We start from the raw sequence: 19088 nt of genomic DNA on the forward strand, positions 1-19088 counted from the left end.
CCCGTGACCTCTCGGCCCCTTCCCCAGGATCCGATGATCCGTTCGCTCATCGCGCGCGCCCGAGCGTCGCAGATGACCCGCCGCACGATGCTGGCCGGCGCCGGAGCCGGCGCCTCGGCGCTCGCGCTCGCGGCGTGCTCCACCGGCGGCGCCGCGGCGAAGCCCACTCCTGCCGCCGACAAGTCGGCCACCGACAAGACGCTCAACTGGGCGAACTGGGCGGCCTACATCGACGAGGACGACGCGGGCAACTACCCGACGCTGCAGGCCTTCGAGGAGCAGACTGGCATCAAGGTCAACTACGAGGTCGCCGTCGACGACAACAACACGTACTACGGCAAGGTCAAGGACCAGCTCGCGCTCGGGCAGGACATCGGGGCCGACGCCGTGTGCCTCACCGACTGGATGGTCGGCCGGTGGATCCGCTTCGGCTACACGCAGGAGCTCAACCACGACAACATCCCGAACCTCGCGAACCTCAACCCCGCGCTGCGCGATCCAGACTTCGACAAGGGCCGCACGATGTCGCTGCCGTGGCAGGGCGGCTTCGCCGGCATCTGCTGGAACAAGGAGGCGTTCCCCGACGGCATCGCCTCGGTCGAGGACCTCTGGTCGTCCGAGCTCAAGGGACGGGTCGGCGTGCTCTCCGAGATGCGCGACACGATGGGCCTGATCATGCTGCAGAACGGCGTCGACATCGCCGGCGACTGGGGCGACGCGGAGTTCGACGCCGCGATCGACGTGCTGACCGAGCAGGTCGAGAGCGGCCAGGTGCGCAACATCAAGGGCAACGCCTACCTCGAAGACCTGAAGAGCGGCGACACGCTCGCGGCCATCTGCTGGTCGGGCGACATCACGGTCATCAACGCCGAGGCCGGCGACAAGTGGGAGTTCGCGATCCCCGACGCCGGCGGCACGCTCTGGAACGACAACTTCCTGGTGCCGGTCGGCTCGACGCGCAAGACCAACGCCGAGATGCTCATGAACTACTACTACGAGCCAGAGGTCGCGGCTGAGGTCGCCGCGTGGGTCAACTACATCACGCCGGTGGTCGGGGCGAAGGAGGCCGCCGAGGCGATCGATCCCGAGCTCGCCGAGAACCAACTCATCTTCCCGAACGAGGAGACCCTGTCCAACGCGCACATCTTCCGCACCCTCACCGGTGCCGAGGAGCAGAAGTACCAGGCGCAGTTCCAGAGCATCCTGCTCGGCGCCTGAGAGGGATCGATCATGGCAGTACGCGAGTTCGCCGAGCGCGGCGCAGACCTCGAGCTCGTCGGGATCCAGAAGCGCTTCCCCGGGTTCACGGCGATCCAGAACCTCGACCTCAAGATCCCGGCGGGTTCGTTCTTCGCCCTCCTGGGGCCGTCGGGCTGCGGGAAGACGACGACCCTCCGGCTCGTCGCCGGCCTCGAGGAACCCTCCCAGGGCCGCATCCTCATCGGCGGCAAAGACGTGACCGCGACGCGATCGCACGAGCGCCCGGTCAACACGGTGTTCCAGAGCTACGCGCTCTTCCCGCACATGAGCATCATCGAGAACGTCGCCTTCGGGCTGAAGCGACGACGCATCGGCGACCCGCTCGCGAAGGCGCACGAGGCGCTCAAGCTGGTCGAGCTCGACCACCTCGCGCAGCGTCGGCCGCAGCAGCTCTCGGGCGGTCAGCAGCAGCGCGTCGCGCTCGCCCGCGCGATCGTCAACCGTCCGGCGCTGCTGCTGCTCGACGAACCCCTCGGTGCGCTCGACCTGAAGCTGCGCCGTCAGATGCAGCTCGAGCTGAAGACGATCCAGGAGGAGGTCGGCCTCACCTTCCTCCACGTCACGCACGACCAGGAGGAGGCCATGACCATGGCCGACACCGTGGCGGTCATGAACAAGGGGGCCATCGAGCAGATGGGTGCACCCGAAGCGCTCTATGACCTGCCGCAGACCGCGTTCGTCGCGAACTTCCTCGGGCAGTCGAATCTCTTCTCCGGCGAGGTCGTCGGTGCGACCGACACCGCGGTCTCGGTCGACGTCGGCGGCGCCCGCCTCGTGGTGCCGAAGGCCAGGGCCCGCCGCCACAACGGCGCGGTCACCGTGGGCGTGCGCCCCGAGAAGGTCTCGCTGCACACCGAGGCGCCCGTCGCCTCTGCCGAGCGGAACGTCGTCGGCCCCGGCCGGGTGCTCGACGTGTCGTTCTCGGGCGTGAGCACCCAGTACCTCGTCGACGTGCCCGGTCAGGGCACCATGCTCGTGTTCGCCCAGAACACCGGGTCGGGCCCGAGCGTGGGCGTCGGTGCGGAGGTCTACACGAGCTGGTCGGTCGAGCACGGCTTCGGTCTCGACGACGCCGCGGCCCCGGCCGAGCGGTTCACCGCCGACGACTCGACGACCGCCATCGCCGCCCAGCGTCGCGACGACCTGGTCGCCGAGCTCGAGGAGGGCTGAGCATGGCCTTCGCAGCGTTCGCGACCGCGGAGGCCCAGCCACAGGCACCACGCAAGACGAGCCGCATCGCGCTCCTGCTCCTGCTGCCCGGCATCCTCTACCTGGTGCTGTTCTTCCTGACGCCGCTCATCTCGCTGCTGCTCACGTCGCTGCAGGCTCCGCTCGAGTACGGCGACATCGGGCAGTACCAGTACGCCTTCAACTGGCAGAACTACGTCGACGTCATGACGACCTACTGGCCGCACATCCTGCGGTCGTTCGGGTACGCGCTCGCGGCGACCGTGTTCGCGCTGGCGTTCAGCTACCCGCTGGCGTACTTCATCGGCGTCAAGGCGCGCCGTTGGCCGCTGCTGCAGAGCCTCATGCTCGTGCTCGTGATCGCCCCGTTCTTCATCAGCTTCCTGCTGCGCACCCTCGCCTGGAAGCAGATCCTCTCCGACGAGTCGTTCATCATCACGTCGCTCAAGGCGCTCTCGCTGCTGGGGCCCGACGCGCACTTCACCGGCACCCCGTTCGCGGTCATCTTCGGCCTGACGTACAACTTCATCCCGTTCATGACGCTGCCGCTCTACACCGCGCTCGAGCGGCTCGACCTGCGCTACCTCGAGGCGGGAAGCGACCTGTACGCGAGCCCGTTCACGGTCTTCCGCAAGATCACCATCCCGTTGTCGATGCCGGGCATCGTCGCCGGAACCCTGCTCACCTTCATCCCGGCAGCGGGCGACTACGTCAACGCCAGCCGCGACTTCCTCGGCGGACCCGACACGCAGATGATGGGCAACGTGATCGAGGCGAACTTCCTCGTGCTGCTCAACTACCCGGCGGCGGCCGCCCTCTCGATCATCCTGATGGCGGCGATCCTCGTGCTCGTCGGCGTCTACGTCAAGCGTTCCGGAACGGAGGACCTGCTGTGAGCGGAGAAGTCCAGGCCGCCGCCGTGCTCGGCGGGCTCGCCGAGAGCGAGGAGCTCGAGGACCGCCGCCCGCCGCGCCGACCGCGGTCCTCGCGGTTCGGGCTCGGGTCGTGGCTGCTGCCCGCCTACACGGTCATCGCCTTCGTGTTCCTGCTGATCCCGATCGCCTACACGTTCGTGTTCTCGTTCAACGACTCGGTGAAGTCGAACATCGCCTGGCGCGGATTCACGTTCGACAAGTGGCTCAACGTCTGCAACGTCGAGGGTGGCGCCGTCTGCCACGCCTTCGCGAACAGCGTCATCATCGGCGTCGTGGCGACGGTCATCGCGACCACGCTCGGCACGATGATCGCGATCGCGCTCGTGCGCTACCGGTTCCGGGCCCGTTCGGTGATCAGCCTGCTGCTGTTCCTGCCCATGGCGACGCCCGAGGTCGTGCTCGGCGCCGGCCTCGCCGCGCAGTTCCTCGCGGTCGGCGTGCCGAAGGACATGACGACGATCATCCTGGCGCACACGATGTTCTGCATCAGCTTCGTCGTGGTGACGGTCAAGGCGCGCGTCGCGAGCCTCGATCCGGCGCTCGAAGAAGCGGGGCGCGACCTCTACGGGTCGCCGGCGCAGGTGTTCTGGCGCGTCACGTTCCCGCTGCTCACCCCGGGCATCGTGGCGGCCGCGCTGCTGTCGTTCGCCCTGAGCTTCGACGACTTCATCATCACGAACTTCAACTCGGGCTCGGTCTCGACGTTCCCGAAGTACATCTACATCTCGGCCTCGCGCGGCATCCCCGCCGAAGCCAACGTCATCGCCTCGGCGGTGTTCCTCTTCGCACTCGTTCTCGTGATCGGCGCACAGGTGTCCCGTGCGGCGCGCGCGAAACGGATCGCGAAGCTCGGCTGACCCGAACCGAGCACCCTGCGGATGCCGCACCGGAACGTTCCGGTGCGGCATCCGTGTGTCCACGATGCGAACGCGGGGGTGGACACGCGGGCGCTGGGGCATGCGGCGCTGGGGCGCGCGCCGCGCCACGGACGGGCCGCGCGACGGACGCGCCGCGCCATCAGCCGCGGCTCAGACCGTCGCGCGGATCTCGCCGACGCGGCGATCGCCGCCCATGACCCACAGGTCGAGCTCGGTGGCGACGCGGTCGACCGCCGCATCGTCGATCGCGCCGGTGCTCGCGAGCAGGCGCAGGCCGATGATCGTCGAGGCCCTGGCGGAGCCGTCGAGCACCTTCAGCGCGGTGGTCGTGCCGTCGGGCGCGGTCATGACCATGACGCCCTCGGCGCCGAACTTCGCGAACACGCCGACGCGCTCGATCGCGATCGTGTCGGGCTGTCCGGGGCCGGCGATCGCCCACGGGTGCTCGCGGACCGCCTCGGTGAGCGCCGCGCCCTCGCGGAAGAGCGCGAACGGCGACGACGAGGCCGCGGTCGTGATCTTCTGGATGCCCCGGGCGAGGCCGGTGAGGCTGATCGCGTGCACCGGGGCGCCGCATCCGTCGATCGCGGTCGCGGTCGCGCGCTCGCCCGTGAGCCGCTCGAGCACGTCGAGGATGCGGCGCTGGAGCGGGTGCGCGGGATCGAGGTAGCCCTCGAGCGGCCAGTCGTTGGCCACGCAGGCCAGGAGCATCGCGGCGTGCTTGCCGGAGCAGGTCATGTAGACGCGCTCGGGCGAGCCGCCTGCGCGGACGAGGTCGTCGCGGGCGGTCTGGTCGCCGGGCCGCGCGGCCGGGCAGCCGAGCGCGGACTCGGGCAGCGAGGCGCGCGCGAGCAGGCCGCGCACGAGCGCGACGTGCGCGGCGGTGCCCGAGTGGCTCGCGGTCGCGATCGCGGCGTCCTCGCCGCGGAGCGTCACGCCCGAGGCCATCACCGCGACGGCGATGAACGGCTTCAGCGCCGACCGGGGGAGGACCGGCGAGGCGACGTCGCCGAGGGCGCGCAGCACCTCGCCCTCGGGGGAGAGCACGACGGCGGAACCGGCGTGCCTGGACTCGGTGAAACCATTGCGTTCGACCACGGCGAGTTCGACGGCGTCTGCTGCGGAGATGGTGCCGGTCATCCGAGTGCCGCGAGGCCGTCGTCGAGCACCCGCAGGGCGTCGTCGATGAGGGCGTCGCTCACCGCGAGACTGGGGAGGAATCGGAGCACGTTGCCGTACGTGCCGGCGTTCAACAGGAGCACGCCGTGCTGGGCGGCGTACGCGACGAGCGCGGTCACCGCTTCGGGGTTCGGCGCCTTCGTGGTGCGTGCGGTGCCCGGCTGCACGAGCTCGATCGCGATCATCGCGCCGATGCCGCGGACGTCGCCGATCACGTCGTAGCGTTCGGCCAGGCGTCCGAGGCCCGCGGTCAGGGTCGTCTCGATGCGCTTCGCCTCGCCGAGCAGGTCGTGCGCCTCGATCGACTCGAAGACCGCGACCGCCGCGGCGCACGCGACGGGGTTGCCGCCGAACGTGCCGCCGAGGCCGCCAGCGTGCGCGGCGTCCATGATCTCGGCACGGCCGGTGACGCCCGCGAGCGGGAGGCCGCCCGCGATGCCCTTGGCCGAGAGCACCAGGTCGGGCACCCAGCCGAAGTGCTCGCTCGCGAAGTACGCGCCAGTGCGGGCCATGCCCGACTGGATCTCGTCGGCGATCATCACGACGCCGTGCTCGGTGCACCAGGTCTGGAGCGTGGGGAGGTAGTCGTCGGCGGGCACGATGAAGCCGCCCTCGCCCTGGACGGGCTCGACGACGAGGCAGGCGAGGTCGCTCGCCCCGACGACCTTCTCGAGGTAGGCGATCGTGCGCGCCGCGGCATCCGCCCCGGAGAGACCGTCGCGGTAGGGGTAGGAGTTGGGCGCGTGATAGACGTCGCCCGCGAAGGGGCCGAACCCGGTCGCGTAGGGATGCGCCTTGTAGTTCATGGCCATGGTGAGGTTCGTGCGCCCGTGATAGGCGTGGTCGAGCACGGCGACGGCCCGGCGGCCGGTGAACTTGCGGGCGATCTTGACGCCGTTCTCGACGGCCTCGGCGCCCGAGTTCACGAGCACGGTGCGCTTGGCGTGCGTGCCCGGCGTGTGCTCGGCGAGGAGTTCGGCGACGCGCACGTACTCCTCGTAGGGGGTCACGGTGAAGAGCGTGTGGATCACGTCTTGCAGCTGGCTCGCGGCCGCGCGCACGACGTTCGCCTCGGTGTGGCCGACGGTGGTCACGCCGATGCCGCCGCCGAAGTCGATGAACTGGTTACCGTCGACGTCGACGAGCACCGCGCCGTTGGCGCGCTCGATGTACACGGGCAGGGCGGACGACACGCCCGCCGAGACGACTGCGGCACGTCGCTCGTGCAGGGCCTGCGACTTGGGCCCGGGGATCGCCGTCACGATGCGGCGTTCCTGCGGCACCGTGTAGACGGGGGCGGCAGCGGTCTCTGCGGGTGTCTGGGTGTCAGTCATGATGCGTTCCAGACTAGCGCCGCCCGAGTTCGCCCCGCGGGCTCCCACGTCGCCCCGGTCGGCTAGCGTGGAGCCGACCGCGGCGGAACGCGCGGCAGGGAGGCGGCATCGGTGAGGCTCGGCGAACACGCGTACACGGTCGAGGTCGAGTGGACGGGCGCGCGCGAGAGCGGCACGACCTCGTACCGGTCGTACGGCCGGGACCACGTCGTGCGCGCGGCGGGCAAGGCGCACGAGCTCGCGGGGTCGAGCGACCGGGTGTTCCACGGCGATGCCGAGCGCTGGAATCCCGAGGAACTGCTGCTCGCGGCGCTCGCCCAGTGCCACATGCTCTCGTACCTGCACGTCGCCACCCTGCACGGCGTCGTCGTCACGGCCTACTCCGACGCCCCGAGCGGGGTCATGGTCGAAGACGGCCGCGGTGGCGGGGCGTTCCGCGAGGCGACCCTGCGTCCGCGGGTCGTCGTGGCCGACGCCTCGATGCTCGACCTCGCCCACGAGATCCACGCCGAGGCCTCCTCGAAGTGCTTCATCGCCGCATCCGTCGCCTTCCCGGTGCACCACGAGCCGGTCGAGGTCGTCGCGAGCTGACCGGCCGAGCGCGTCGAGGGGCGTCGAGCGGATGCCGCGGCATCCGCCTGCGGTCGGTCAGGGCGTGACGGCGACCGCGGGCAGCGTCGGTTCGGTGGGGCAGGCGTGCCCGCCCACGAGGCGCGTGCACGGCGAGAAGAAGGCGGGGAACCGCTCGAGGGTCGGGTCGCCGAACCACCGGTTCCAGAGTCGCCAGAAGTTGAGGTTGCCGTACGCGCCGCACGCGTCGCCGCCCGACGGGTCGGCGAGGGTGGCCTCGTTCGGCTGGTAGGGCGTGTAGTTGTAGAGGTTCGCGGTCGCCTGGTTGCGGATGGCGACGGTGCTCGCGCCGCACGCGGCGTCGGGGTTGTAGCCGATCGAGGTCTCGCCGATCATGTACCGGCGCTCGGGATGCTCGGTGTACTGCCGGAACTGCCAGGCCGCGTTGTAGACCTGGTTGAAGAAGCCGAAGTACTTCTGGTCGCAGTCCGCCGTGTCGGGGCAGGCGTACCCGGTCGCGCGCTCGTAGCCCGCGACGGTCGGCCGCGTGAGCAGAGACTGCTCCTTCTGCAGCAGCACGAGCAGCGTGCGGGGGCTGATACCGCACGCGACGGCGGTCTTCGCGATGATGCGGCTCGCCGGCTCTTCGACGCCGCCCCGGTACTCGCCGCAGTGCGCTCCACCGACGGCCGGCTGGGTCGTGGTGGTCTCGGTGTACTCGGCCAGGCACGGCACGCCCTCGTCGACGCGGCACGTGACCCCCTCGAGGAACGCCTGGATCCGGTCCTCGCTCATGGCCCCGCTGTCGAAGAACGCGTCGTCGCTCACGATGAGGGACGGGTCGAACTCGGTCGTCGGCGGCTCGGGCAGCGTGCGGTCGACCCGCAGCGGCGCGGAGTCGGCGGGGGCGCACGAGGCCAGCAGCAGGACGGCCGCGGCCGCAGCGGTGAGGCGCGCGAGGCGCGCGAGTGAGCTCATCGGCTCGACCCTACCGGCCCCGATGCCGCGGGCGCTGGGAATCGACCGGATGCCGCGTGGCGGCGATCAGCGCCGTTCGCGCGGGGCGATGCGGTCGGCGATCTTCGCGAGCGTGCCCTCGACGGGCTTCTCGTTGTAGACGCCCGCGAGCTCCTGCTCGGAGAGCGCGTGGATCGCGGCCATGATCTCGTCGGTCGCGGCGCGGCGCGCGCGGCCCGAGGTCGCGGGGCCGTGGTGCGAGACGTCGATGGGCTCGCCGAAGCGCACCGTCACCGGGCGCACCCTGGGCATCTTCGCGCCGACGGGCTGGATCTCCTGCGTGCCGATGAGGCCGACGGGCACCACGAGTGCGCCGGTCGTCAGGGCGAGCCAGGCGACGCCCGTGCGGCCGCGGTACAGCCGGCCGTCGAGCGAGCGGGTGCCCTCGGGGTAGATCGCGAACGCGTTGCCGGCCTCGAGGATCGATCGGCCGGCGTCGAGCGCCGCCTGGGCGTCGGCTCCGGCGCCGCGTTCGACGCCGACGGCGCCGATCGCCGTGAAGAAGGTGCGCGAGACCCATCCGCGGAAGCCCGTGCCCGTGAAGTAGTCGTTCTTGGCGAGGAACTGCACCGGGCGGGGTGAGGCGATCGGGATCACGACGCTGTCGATGAAGGACAGGTGGTTGCTCGCGAGGATGACCGGCCCGGTCGCCGGCACGTGCTCGGTGCCGGTGATCGTCGGGCGGTAGATGAGCCGGGTCGAGGGTCTCAGGATGCCGCGGAAGACGCGGTATGCCGGGCCCTGCCGAACGGGTTCGGCGGTCGCCGGGGCGCGCTGAGGCTCGTGCTCGTCGTGCTCTGTCACCCTCCGACAGTAGGCGCGCCGTCATTCCGCGCCCGGAATATGGACCATGGCGCGTCGTCGCGGCAGGATCGGTACGGGAGGATGGGGAACGTGGACGTGACGGCCGAAGGCGAGCTGATCGAGCTCGGGCAGACGGGAGCGCGCGCCCTCGTGCTCGCCGGGGGCCGGCGCCAGCCCGGTGTCGATCTCGCGCTCCGCGGCCTCATCGCGCACGCCGCGTCGGTTCCGGCCGACGACGTCGAGCTCGTGCACGCCTGCTCCGAGTGCGGGGCGCGCCACGGGCGCGTGCTCGTCGCATATCCGCTGACCCCGTCGGGCGGGCCGTGGTTCGCCGACGTCGCCACGCACGGCGACACCATCGTCGCGGCGGCGGGCACGCGGCATCCGCTCGGGGTCGCGGTCGAGCCCGTCGTGCCCGCCGACGCCGACCCGGGCGAGCGCCTCGACCAGGCCGCGTTCCACCCCGACGAGCGTGCGGCCCTGCGCGACCTCGACGCCGATCGGAGCGCCGTCGTGCGCGCGGCGCTCTGGGCCCGCAAGACGGCGCTGCTGCGGGCGCTCGGGCACACCGAGTTCATCGAGCCGTCGCGCCTCGCGCTGTCGATCCCCGGATCCGACGGCGGCCACGGCCGCATCGAGCGCAGCGTGCCGGAGTTCGGGTCGTTCTGGCAGCGGGTGGCGTTCCACGACCTGCCCGTGCCTGGGCCGCACGCGGCATCCGTCGCCGTCATCGGCTGAGCGCCGACGGCGGAGCAACCGCGTCGCCGTTCGCTCGGCGGCCTACAGTGGTCACGTGCGTTCAGTCATCATCCTCGGCTCCACCGGTTCGATCGGCACCCAGGCCCTCGACGTCATCCGGGCGAACCCCGGCCGCTTCGAGGTCGTCGGCCTCGCGGTCGGGTCGAACCGGGCGGCGCTCGAGGCGCAGGCCGCCGAGTTCGGCGTCGAGCACACGGCGGTCGGCATCGACGAGGCCGTGCAGTTGGTGCGGGATGTCGCGGCCGACGTCGTGCTGAACGGCATCACAGGCTCGGTGGGGCTCGGGCCGACGCTCGCGACCCTCGAGCGCGGCACCACGCTCGCCCTGGCGAACAAGGAGTCGCTCATCGTCGGCGGAGACCTCGTGACGCGCCTCGCGAAGCCGGGGCAGATCGTGCCGGTCGACTCCGAGCACTCGGCCATCGCGCAGGCGCTGCGCTCCGGCACCGACGACGAGGTGCGCCGGCTCGTGCTGACCGCCTCGGGCGGTCCGTTCCGCGGCCGGAGCCGCGAGTCGCTGGTCGACGTGACCCCCGCTGAAGCGCTCGCGCACCCCACCTGGGACATGGGCCTCGTCGTGACCACGAACTCGGCGACCCTCGTGAACAAGGGCCTCGAGGTCATCGAGGCGCACCTGCTCTTCGACGTGCCGTACGACCGCATCGACGTGACCGTGCACCCGCAGTCGATCGTGCACTCGATGGTCGAGTTCGTCGACGGGTCGACGATCGCGCAGGCCTCGCCGCCCGACATGCGCCTGCCGATCTCGCTGGGGCTCGACTGGCCGAACCGCGTCGCCGCGGTCGGGCGTCCGCTCGACTGGACCGTCGCGTCGTCGTGGACGTTCGAGCCGCTCGACCACCAGGCGTTCCCCGCGATCTCGCTCGCCAAGCAGGTCGGGCGCGCCGGGGGAGACTACCCGGCCGTGTTCAACGCCGCCAACGAGGAGGCCGTCGCGGCCTTCCACGCGGGCCGCATCGGGTTCCTCGACATCGTCGACACCGTGCAGGCCGTCGTCGAGGCCCACGAGCCGCCGGAGCGCGAGCTCACCCTCGCCTCGCTCGGGGAGTCGGAGCGGGCGGCACGCGCCGCCGCGAACGCGCGCATCGCGAAGGCCTGAGCCGCGGCATCCGACTCCTGAAGCCGGGCGGCCGAGGCGGCGTCGACGATCGGCGCGTTCTCGCAGCGGGGTGAAAGCCGCCTCACAGCGGAGCGTCAGGCGACACCCGGCCGCTCGCAGTACGCTCATCGGATGGATTCCGTGCTGCCGTTCATCCTCGGCGTGGTCGTCATCGCACTCGGCCTCGCCGTCTCGATCGCGCTGCACGAGATCGGCCACCTCGTGCCGGCGAAGCTCTTCAAGGTCAAGGTCACGCAGTACATGATCGGCTTCGGCCCGACCGTCTGGTCGAGGCGTCGCGGCGAGACCGAGTACGGCGTGAAGGCCATTCCGCTCGGCGGCTACATCTCGATGATCGGCATGTTCCCGCCCAAGCGGGGCGAGCAGGTGCACGAGGACTCCACCGGGTTCTTCAAGGGCCTCGCGCAGGACGCGCGCGACGCGAGCCAGGAGTCGATCGCGCCGGGCGACGAGGAGCGCGCCTTCTACCGGCTGCCCGTCTGGAAGCGCATCATCATCATGTTCGGCGGTCCGTTCATGAACCTCGTGCTCGCGGTGCTGCTCTTCGGCGTGCTGCTCATGGGCTTCGGCGTGCCGCAGACGACGACCACGGTCGCCTCGGTCAACGAGTGCGTGCTGCCCGCGACGAGCGAGCGGCAGACCTGCGAGGCCGACGACCCGGCGGCGCCGGGGGCCGAGGCCGGCATGCAGCCCGGCGACGTGATCGTGTCGATCGACGGCGAGCCGATCACCTCGTGGGAGCAGTCGACGGCGATCATCCGCTCGCACCCCGGCGACCCGCTCGCGGTGGTCGTCACGCGCGACGGCGCAGAGCAGACGCTCACCGTCACGCCCGCGCTGAGCGAGCGGTACGTGACCGACGAGAACGGGCAGGTCGTCGAAGACGAGAACGGCGACCCGGTCACGACCAAGGTCGGCTTCGTCGGCATCGGCCCGACGTCGGCGCGCGTGCAGCAGCCCGTCACCGCCGTGCTGCCCACGGTCGGCGAGAACATCGCCGGCGTCGCCGGCATCGTCGTGAACCTGCCGCAGCGCATGGTCGACGTCGCCAACGCGGCGTTCGGCCCCGACGAGCGCGACCCGAACGGCCCCATCAGCGTCGTCGGCGTCGGCCGCGTCGCCGGCGAGGTGGCCGCGACCGACCAGCTCGCGATGGGCGACAAGGTCGCCGGACTCATCGGCATCCTCGGGTCGCTGAACATCGCGTTGTTCGTGTTCAACCTGATCCCGCTCCTGCCGCTCGACGGCGGCCACATCGCCGGAGCGCTGTGGGAGGCGATCCGGCGCGGCTGGGCGAAGCTGTTCAAGCGCCCCGATCCCGGTCCCGTCGACATGGCCAAGCTCATGCCCGTGACGCTCGCGGTCGTCGTCGTGCTCGGCGCCATGAGCGCGCTGCTGATCTACGCCGACCTCGTGAAGCCGGTGCAGCTGTTCTGATCGTGATGCCGCGCACCGTCCAGGCCCCGTCGACCACGGCGGGGTACTCCCGCAGGAGCAGCCGATGAGCCTCCGCGAGGAGGATCCCGGCGCGGCATCCGATCGATACGATCGGGGGATGCCTCCCTGGGAAGCCGGCTCCGGCTGGAACGGCCCGCCCTGGGCCCGCGGCCGGGCCGACGGCGGCTGGGCCGACGCGGCGGACGGCATGGGCGGCGGTGGCCGCCGCTTCCGCGCGTCGGCGCGGTTCCGCCTGCTCGCGCCCGTCGTGATCAGCCTCCTCGTGCAGGTGCCCGCCGCCATCGGCATCGCGATCGTCACGCACGCCGGCTGGGGCCAGGGCCTCCTCCAGGTGCTGCTCGCCGCAGCCGGGCCGGTCGCACTGCTCGGCGCACGGCGGTGGCCCGGCGTGACCGTCGCCGTGGTCGCGGCCGCCGCGCTCGCCGACGTCGTACTGGTGCCGGTGGCCGGCCCGCCGTACATCGCCCTGGCGTTCGCCATCGTCATCGCCGTCGCGCACGGCGCCGTGGCGTGGGCCGTCTCAGCGGTGGCGACGGGCTGGGTCGCGGCGGTGGTGCTCGTGTCGGTCTGGGGCGAGCCGTGGCATCCGGTGCGCGTCGCATTCACGACGCTCGCGCTCGCGGCATGCTTCGGCATCGGCGCGTTCGTGCGCACGCGCGACGAGCGCATGCGCCACTACCGGGCCGAGGCGCTGCAACGGCGCCGCACGGCCGAGGAGCGCGAGCGCGTGCGCATCGCCCGCGAGCTGCACGACGTCATCGGGCATGCGCTCTCGCAGATCAACGTGCAGGCCAGCGTCGGCCTGCACCTCATGGACCGCGACGCCGAACAGGCCCGCACCGCGCTCGCGAACATCAAGCAGACGTCGAAGACGGCGCTCGAGGAGGTGCGCAGCGTGCTCGGCGCGATCCGGAGCGACGCCGACGCCCCGCTCTCGCCGCAGGCCGAGCTCGCCGAGCTCCCGCGGCTCGTCGCCGGGGTCGCGACGGCGGAGTTCGCGGCGACGCTCGACGACCGCCTCGGCGGCGACGCGCCGGGGCGTGCCGTGCAGTTCGCGGCCTACCGCATCATCCAGGAGGCGCTCACCAACATCGTGCGGCATGCACGCGCGACGCGGGCGATCGTCACCGTCGAGCGCGTCGGCGACGAGCTGCGCCTCGAGGTCGACGACGATGGCAGCGGCCTGCCCGCCGCCTCGGGCGAGGGCAGCGGCATCCTCGGCATGCGCGAACGCGCGGCCCTCCTCGGCGGCACGGTCGAGGTGGCTCCGCTGCCCGACGGCCGCGGCACGCGCGTCGAGGCTCACCTTCCGTGGCGGGCGACGCCGTGATCCGGGTCGCACTGGCCGACGACCAGCTGCTCGTGCGCGCGGGGTTCCGTGCGCTGCTCGCGGCCGAGCCCGGCATCGAGGTGGTCGGCGAGGCCTCCACCGGCGCCGAGCTGCTCGAGGTCGTGCGGCGGCATCCGGTCGACGTCGTGCTCATGGACATCCGCATGCCGGGCGGCGACGGGCTCTGGGCGACCGAGCAGATCGCCGCCGACCCCGCGCTCGCCAGCGTGCACGTCGTGATCGTGACGACGTTCGAGCTCGACGAGTACGTCGCGCGGGCGGTGCGGGCCGGGGCGAGCGGGTTCCTCGTGAAGGACACCGAGCCGGTCGACCTCATCCGCGCGGTGCGGGTCGTCGCCGAGGGCGAGGCGCTGCTCTCCCCGGGAGTCACGAAGCGCCTGCTCGAGCGCATGTCGACGGGCCTCCGCGACGCCCCCGACGCCGAACGCGAACGGCTCGGCGCGCTCACCGAGCGGGAGCGCGAGGTGCTGCGGCTCGTCGGGCTCGGCCTCACGAACGACGAGATCGCCGCCGAGCTCGTGCTCTCGCCGCTCACGGCCAAGACGCACGTGTCGCGCATCATGGCCAAGCTCCACGCGCGCGACCGGGTGCACCTGGTCGTGACCGCCTACGAGACCGGGCTCGTCGCCCCCGGCTGGCAGTAGCGGACCGGCGACCGCGCACGCGCCCGGCCGCGACGTGCTCCCCGGGGAGCAGCCGAAGTGCCTCCCGGGGGCGGATCCGCCGGGGCCTCGCCACGACGAGACTCTGATCGACGGCCCGACCAGCGGGCCACGATCAAGGGAACACCATCATGCTCTCCACCCTCGCCACGGCAACCGTGGTCGCGCACGCCGGCCCATGGGCGGCCGGCTTCGGCTGGGTCTTCTTCCTCATTCCGCTCTTCTGGCTGCTCGTCGTCGGCCTCATCATCTTCGGCGTGAGCCGCGGACGCCGCCGCTACTGGGCGAACGGCGGGCCCGACGGCTACGGCCCGCCGTGGGCGCGCGGCGCGAGCGCCGAGCAGACCCTCGGCCAGCGCTTCGCGAACGGCGACATCGACGAGACCGAGTACCGCGCCCGGCTCGAGGTGCTGCGCGCGAACCGTCCGGGCGCCTGACCCGGCGAGCACCCGTGCGGCACCGCACGGGTGTTCCGCGTCGGTCGCCGGAACAGGCCGTTCACGAGAGGGGCGGATGCCGCGGCATCCGCCCCTCGTCGTGCCCGCGTCAGTCGGGCAGCACCGCGCGCAGGGCCTCGGCCTGATGCCGGTGCCCGATCGTCTCGAATGCGACGACCACGACGACGGGCGCGAACGCCGCGATCAGGATGCCGGCGGGCAGGCTCGCCCCCGCCGCGACCGCGACCACGGCCGCAGCGAGCACCGCGAGGCTCAGGGCGTAGACGATGACGTGGAGCGGGTCGAACCGCCGCAGGAGGTACGCGTACAGCAGGAACAGCATGGCGAGGAACACCGCGACGGGCACCACGATCGTGAGCAGCGCCTGCACGCCGTCGATGTGGGCCTCGTGGGCGATCACGTTCGCGGCGACGTGGAGGCCCGCCCCGGTGGCCGCGAGCGACCCGAACACGATCAGGTGGCCGTAGCCCCAGACGTACGAACGCGAGCGGAACGCGGCGAGGAGCCGCCCGGACGGCACCGTGAAGTAGCTCCACCACAGGCCGAAGACGAGCAGCGTGCCGCCGAGGGCGACGCCCGCCGCCTCGGTCGACCACTGCTGTTCCTCGACCACGGCCGAGATCGCGAGGATCGTGCCGAGCACGATCTCGCCGAGCGTGATGATCACGAGCAGGCTGTACCGCTCGGCGATGTGGTGCGGATGCCACGGGGTCTCGCCGCCGCGTCGCTCGGCGATCGGCGGCACGATCATCTCGCAGACCCCGAGCACGAACATCAGCCCGAGCGCGACCACGAGGGGCGGGTCGAGGAAGATCATCGCGATCCAGGCGAGCTGGATGGCCCCGAGTCCGATGGCGTAACCGCGCGCCGTGCGCCGTGCCGACGGGTCGTCGTGCGCGATGCGCAGCCACAGCGCGATCGTCGAGATGCGCATGACGACGTAGCCGGCGATCACGACCGCGTTGTCGACGTGGTGCCCCTCGTCGATCGAGTGGAAGAAGTCGGGCAGGCCGAGGGCCAGCACGAGCACGCCGAGCATCTGCACCATGGTCGCGATGCGCACGTAGATGCCGTCGTTGTCGTAGGCGGAGGCGAGCCAGGAGTAGTTGATCCACGCCCAGCAGATCGCGAACACGGCGAACGCGAACGCGATCGCGGCCGTGCCGAAGTGCCCGAGCTCGAGCAGGTGCGCGGCCTGGGTGCCGGCCTGGCTGAACGCCACGACGAACGTGAGGTCGTAGAGCAGCTCGAGCGGCGTCGCGGCGCGGTGCGGCTGGTTCGGGTCGCGGCCGACCAAGCGGCGCAGGCGGTGGTGCAACGGTGGCGGCGGGGCCTGGGTCATGGCGCTATCGTGACACGGCCGTGGCCGACGACGGGCGGATGCCGCGGCATCCGCCCGTCGTATCGACGCCGCCGCGAGGCATCCGCCCCGTCGGGTCGTGCCGACCGGCGCGTCAGCGCGAGAGCAGGAGAGCCTCGCCCTGCCCGCCGCCGCCGCACAGCGCGACGGCCGCCCGCCCGCCGCCGCGGCGCGACAGCTCGAGCGCCGCGTGCAGGGCCAGGCGGGCGCCCGAGGCGCCGATGGGGTGCCCGAGCGCGATGGCGCCGCCGTGGATGTTCACGCGGTCGGCGTCGAGGTCGAGGTCGCGCATCGACTGCAGCGAGACGGCGGCGAAGGCCTCGTTGATCTCGACGAGGTCGAGGTCGGATGCCGCGAGGCCCTCGCGCTCGAGGGCGGCGGCGATCGCATTCGAGGGCTGCGAGTGCAGCGAGTTGTCGGGGCCGGCGACCTGGCCCGAGGCGCCGACGAGTGCGAGCCAGGGGAGCCCGCGGGACTCCGCCCAGTCGCGGCTCGCGACGACGACCGCCGCCGCGCCGTCGGAGATCGGCGACGAGTTGCCCGCGGTGATGGTGCCGGCCGGATCGAACGCGGGGCGGAGGCCCGCGAGGGTCTCGGCCGTCGAGTCGGGCCGGACGCCCTGGTCTTCGGCGACGACCACCGGGTCGCCCTTGCGCTGCGGGATCTCGACGGCGACGATCTCGTCGGCGAAGAGGCCCTCGGCCTGCGCCCGCCCCGCGCGCTGGTGCGAAGCCGCGGCGATCTCGTCCTGTTCGAGGCGCTCGATGCCGTACCGCCCGTTGAAGCGCTCGGTGGAGGCGCCCATGGAGTCGCGGTCGAACGCGTCGGTGAGGCCGTCGTGCGCGGCGTGGTCGAGCAGCTCCCAGGCGCCGTAGGCCTTGCCCCGGCGCGACCCGGGCAGCAGGTGCGGTGCGTTGGTCATCGACTCCTGGCCGCCGGCCACGACCACGGATGCCTCGCCGAGGCGGATCAGGCGCGCGGCGTCGGTGACGGCGACGAGCCCGGAGAGGCACACCTTGTTGATGGTGGTGGCGGGAACGCGCCAGGGGATGCCGGCGGCGACCGCGGACTGCTTGGCGGGGTTCTGCCCGGCGCCGGCCTGGAGCACCTGGCCCATGAGCACCTGGTCGACGTCGTCGGGCGAGACCCCGGCCTTCTCGAGCGCACCGCGGATCGCGACGGCGCCGAGCTCCACGGCCGAGAGGCCGGCGAGGTTGCCGCTGATGCGGCCGAACGGCGTGCGCGCGCCGGCGATGATGACGACGTCTGTGGTGGGCATTCCAGGAACTCCTTCGTTCGGGTGCGTCCGCTCGGATCGATACCGCTTGCGTTCGCTCGGGGGTCGAGCCTATTGTACTTTCCTGAGACCTGAACCACCTGTCAGGTTCTTGCACCAGTCCCAGCCGTTCACTGTTGAGAGGCACTCCAATGCGGGTTACGAAGAAGTACCTCGCGACGGCCGTCATCGCCGCCGCGACCATTGCACTCGTCGGATGCGCACCCACCGCGCAAGCCGGCGGCGACGCCGGTTCCGGAGCGACCGGCGAGCCGGTCAAGGTCGCCATGCTCACGAGCCAGACCGGGCCGCTCGCGGCATACGGCGCCGCGTACACCGCAGGCTTCGAGGCCGGCCTCGACTACGCCACCGACGGCACCGGCACGGTCGACGGCCGCGAGCTCGACATCGAGTGGGGCGACGACCAGGGCAACCCCGACACCGCCGTCTCGAAGGCCAAGGACTTCATCGGCCAGGGCTACCAGATCCTCGCCGGCACGGCCGCCTCGGGCATCGCGACCGCGCTCGCGGAGCAGGCCGCGCAGAACAAGATCCTCTACATCTCGGGTCCGGCCGCGGCCGACGCGATCACGGGTGTCAACGAGTACACGTTCCGCTCCGGCCGCCAGACCTATCAGGACGTCGCGACCGCCGGCACGTTCATCGGCGACCCCGCCGGCAAGAAGGTCGTCGTCTTCGCACAGGACAACGCGTTCGGCCAGGGCAACCTCGCCGGCGTGCAGGCCGTGCTCGGCGGGCAGGGCGCGACCGTCGAGGGCGTGCTCGTCGCCGAGGACGCGACCGAGTTCACGCCGTTCGCCCAGCAGCTCATCGCGGCCGAACCCGACCTCGTCTTCGTGGCGTGGGCCGGTGCGTCGTCGGGCGCCATGTGGACCTCGCTCTCGCAGCAGGGCGTGTTCGACGCCGTTCCCGTCGTGACGGGCCTCGGCGATGTCGCCACGTACGGCGCCTATGGCGACGCATCCTCCGACATCTCGTTCCTCAACCACTACTTCGGCGGTGCCGCCGGCACCGACGCCGAGGCCGCGATGATCGAGCACCTCGAGGCCGCGGGCGCCGAGCCCGACCTCTTCTCGCCCGACGGGTTCGTCGCCGCGCAGATGATCGTGCAGGCCGTGCGCGAGGGCGGCGACACGGTCGACGGCATGATCGACGCGCTCGAGGGCTGGACCTTCGACTCGGTCAAGGGCGAGATCACGGTCCGCGCCGAGGACCACGCGATGATCCAGCCGATGTACCAGGCCAAGCTCGTGAAGGACGGCGACACGTGGGTGCCCGAGCTCGTCGACACGATCGACGCCGAGCAGGTCGCACCGCCGGTCGCCGGCGAGTGACCCGCCCGGGCCGGTGACTCCTCGGGCGGCCGACCGCATCCGGCGCGGCCGCCCGAGGCCCGCTCGCCCGCACGACCTCGGGCACGACCCCGACCCAACCCCG

The 19088-nt window shown here is 71.8% G+C and carries 18 protein-coding genes; 12 read left to right on the forward strand and 6 right to left on the reverse strand.

All coding sequences use genetic code 11. The annotated features are described in order from the left end of the window. The first annotated feature begins 72 nt into the window (after nt 1-72). The 4 genes from ACFVS8_RS06565 to ACFVS8_RS06580 all read left to right on the forward strand — a co-directional run bounded on the left by ACFVS8_RS06565 (nt 73) and on the right by ACFVS8_RS06580 (nt 4240). A complete protein-coding gene (locus tag ACFVS8_RS06565) occupies nt 73-1218 on the forward strand; it encodes a PotD/PotF family extracellular solute-binding protein (protein WP_387059193.1) in 1146 nt (381 codons plus the stop codon). A 12-nt stretch (nt 1219-1230) separates the two neighbouring features. Next, a complete protein-coding gene (locus ACFVS8_RS06570) occupies nt 1231-2430 on the forward strand; it encodes an ABC transporter ATP-binding protein (protein ID WP_387059195.1) in 1200 nt (399 codons plus the stop codon). Nucleotides 2431-2432: 2 nt separating this feature from the next. Beyond that, the gene (locus ACFVS8_RS06575) at nt 2433-3344 is read left to right on the forward strand and encodes an ABC transporter permease (RefSeq protein WP_387059198.1); all 912 of its coding nucleotides are present in this window, start codon (nt 2433-2435) and stop codon (nt 3342-3344) included. Between the two features lie 113 nt (nt 3345-3457). Then, the gene (locus tag ACFVS8_RS06580; RefSeq protein WP_387059752.1) at nt 3458-4240 is read left to right on the forward strand and encodes an ABC transporter permease; all 783 of its coding nucleotides are present in this window, start codon (nt 3458-3460) and stop codon (nt 4238-4240) included. Nucleotides 4241-4411: 171 nt separating this feature from the next. Here the strand turns inward: ACFVS8_RS06580 and ACFVS8_RS06585 are convergent, their stop codons facing one another. After that, nucleotides 4412-5401 (reverse strand): asparaginase, encoded by a 990-nt coding sequence (locus ACFVS8_RS06585; protein ID WP_387059201.1) that lies wholly within the window; start codon nt 5399-5401, stop codon nt 4412-4414. Further along, nucleotides 5398-6774, reverse strand: a complete 1377-nt coding sequence (gene gabT, locus ACFVS8_RS06590) for a 4-aminobutyrate--2-oxoglutarate transaminase (RefSeq protein WP_387059204.1) — start codon at nt 6772-6774, stop codon at nt 5398-5400. The genes ACFVS8_RS06585 and gabT overlap by 4 nt, the downstream gene beginning before the upstream one ends. A 111-nt stretch (nt 6775-6885) precedes the next feature. Between gabT and ACFVS8_RS06595 the strand changes: the two genes are divergently transcribed. Next, nucleotides 6886-7365, forward strand: coding sequence for an OsmC family protein (locus ACFVS8_RS06595; RefSeq protein ID WP_387059206.1), 480 nt, complete (start codon nt 6886-6888; stop codon nt 7363-7365). Nucleotides 7366-7422: 57 nt separating this feature from the next. On the opposite strand, the gene ACFVS8_RS06600 is transcribed toward ACFVS8_RS06595, so the two are convergent. After that, a complete protein-coding gene (locus ACFVS8_RS06600) occupies nt 7423-8322 on the reverse strand; it encodes a hypothetical protein (protein ID WP_387059209.1) in 900 nt (299 codons plus the stop codon). Between the two features lie 66 nt (nt 8323-8388). Beyond that, on the reverse strand, nt 8389-9165 hold the full coding sequence (locus tag ACFVS8_RS06605) for a lysophospholipid acyltransferase family protein (RefSeq protein ID WP_387059211.1): 777 nt from the start codon (nt 9163-9165) through the stop codon (nt 8389-8391). Nucleotides 9166-9255: 90 nt separating this feature from the next. Here ACFVS8_RS06605 and ACFVS8_RS06610 point away from each other — a divergent pair, with 90 nt between their 5' ends. From ACFVS8_RS06610 to ACFVS8_RS06635, 6 genes are all read left to right on the forward strand, one after another. Next, a complete protein-coding gene (locus tag ACFVS8_RS06610) occupies nt 9256-9903 on the forward strand; it encodes a 4'-phosphopantetheinyl transferase family protein (protein WP_387059213.1) in 648 nt (215 codons plus the stop codon). A gap of 55 nt (nt 9904-9958) precedes the next feature. After that, nucleotides 9959-11044: a 1-deoxy-D-xylulose-5-phosphate reductoisomerase gene (dxr, locus tag ACFVS8_RS06615; protein WP_387059215.1), complete on the forward strand. Its 1086-nt coding sequence runs from the start codon at nt 9959-9961 to the stop codon at nt 11042-11044. A gap of 132 nt (nt 11045-11176) precedes the next feature. Further along, nucleotides 11177-12502 carry a M50 family metallopeptidase gene (locus tag ACFVS8_RS06620; RefSeq protein WP_387059218.1) on the forward strand — a complete coding sequence of 442 codons (1326 nt, stop codon included), beginning with the start codon at nt 11177-11179 and terminating at the stop codon, nt 12500-12502. A 118-nt stretch (nt 12503-12620) separates the two neighbouring features. Further along, complete coding sequence (locus tag ACFVS8_RS06625; RefSeq protein WP_387059220.1) at nt 12621-13853, forward strand: sensor histidine kinase; 1233 nt, start codon at nt 12621-12623, stop codon at nt 13851-13853. Beyond that, nucleotides 13850-14518, forward strand: a complete 669-nt coding sequence (locus ACFVS8_RS06630) for a response regulator (protein ID WP_387059755.1) — start codon at nt 13850-13852, stop codon at nt 14516-14518. The genes ACFVS8_RS06625 and ACFVS8_RS06630 overlap by 4 nt, the downstream gene beginning before the upstream one ends. 149 nt (nt 14519-14667) lie before the next feature. Next, nucleotides 14668-14973, forward strand: coding sequence for an SHOCT domain-containing protein (locus ACFVS8_RS06635; RefSeq protein WP_387059222.1), 306 nt, complete (start codon nt 14668-14670; stop codon nt 14971-14973). A gap of 109 nt (nt 14974-15082) precedes the next feature. On the opposite strand, the gene ACFVS8_RS06640 is transcribed toward ACFVS8_RS06635, so the two are convergent. Then, complete coding sequence (locus ACFVS8_RS06640) at nt 15083-16336, reverse strand: low temperature requirement protein A (protein ID WP_387059225.1); 1254 nt, start codon at nt 16334-16336, stop codon at nt 15083-15085. Between the two features lie 112 nt (nt 16337-16448). Beyond that, the gene (locus ACFVS8_RS06645; RefSeq protein WP_387059228.1) at nt 16449-17633 is read right to left on the reverse strand and encodes an acetyl-CoA C-acetyltransferase; all 1185 of its coding nucleotides are present in this window, start codon (nt 17631-17633) and stop codon (nt 16449-16451) included. 149 nt (nt 17634-17782) lie between these two features. Here ACFVS8_RS06645 and ACFVS8_RS06650 point away from each other — a divergent pair, with 149 nt between their 5' ends. Continuing rightward, a complete protein-coding gene (locus ACFVS8_RS06650) occupies nt 17783-18985 on the forward strand; it encodes a substrate-binding domain-containing protein (RefSeq protein ID WP_387059231.1) in 1203 nt (400 codons plus the stop codon). The last annotated feature ends 103 nt before the right edge of the window (nt 18986-19088 follow it).

The organism is Agromyces sp. NPDC058110, assembly GCF_042884735.1.
In the GTDB taxonomy this organism is placed as follows: domain Bacteria; phylum Actinomycetota; class Actinomycetes; order Actinomycetales; family Microbacteriaceae; genus Agromyces.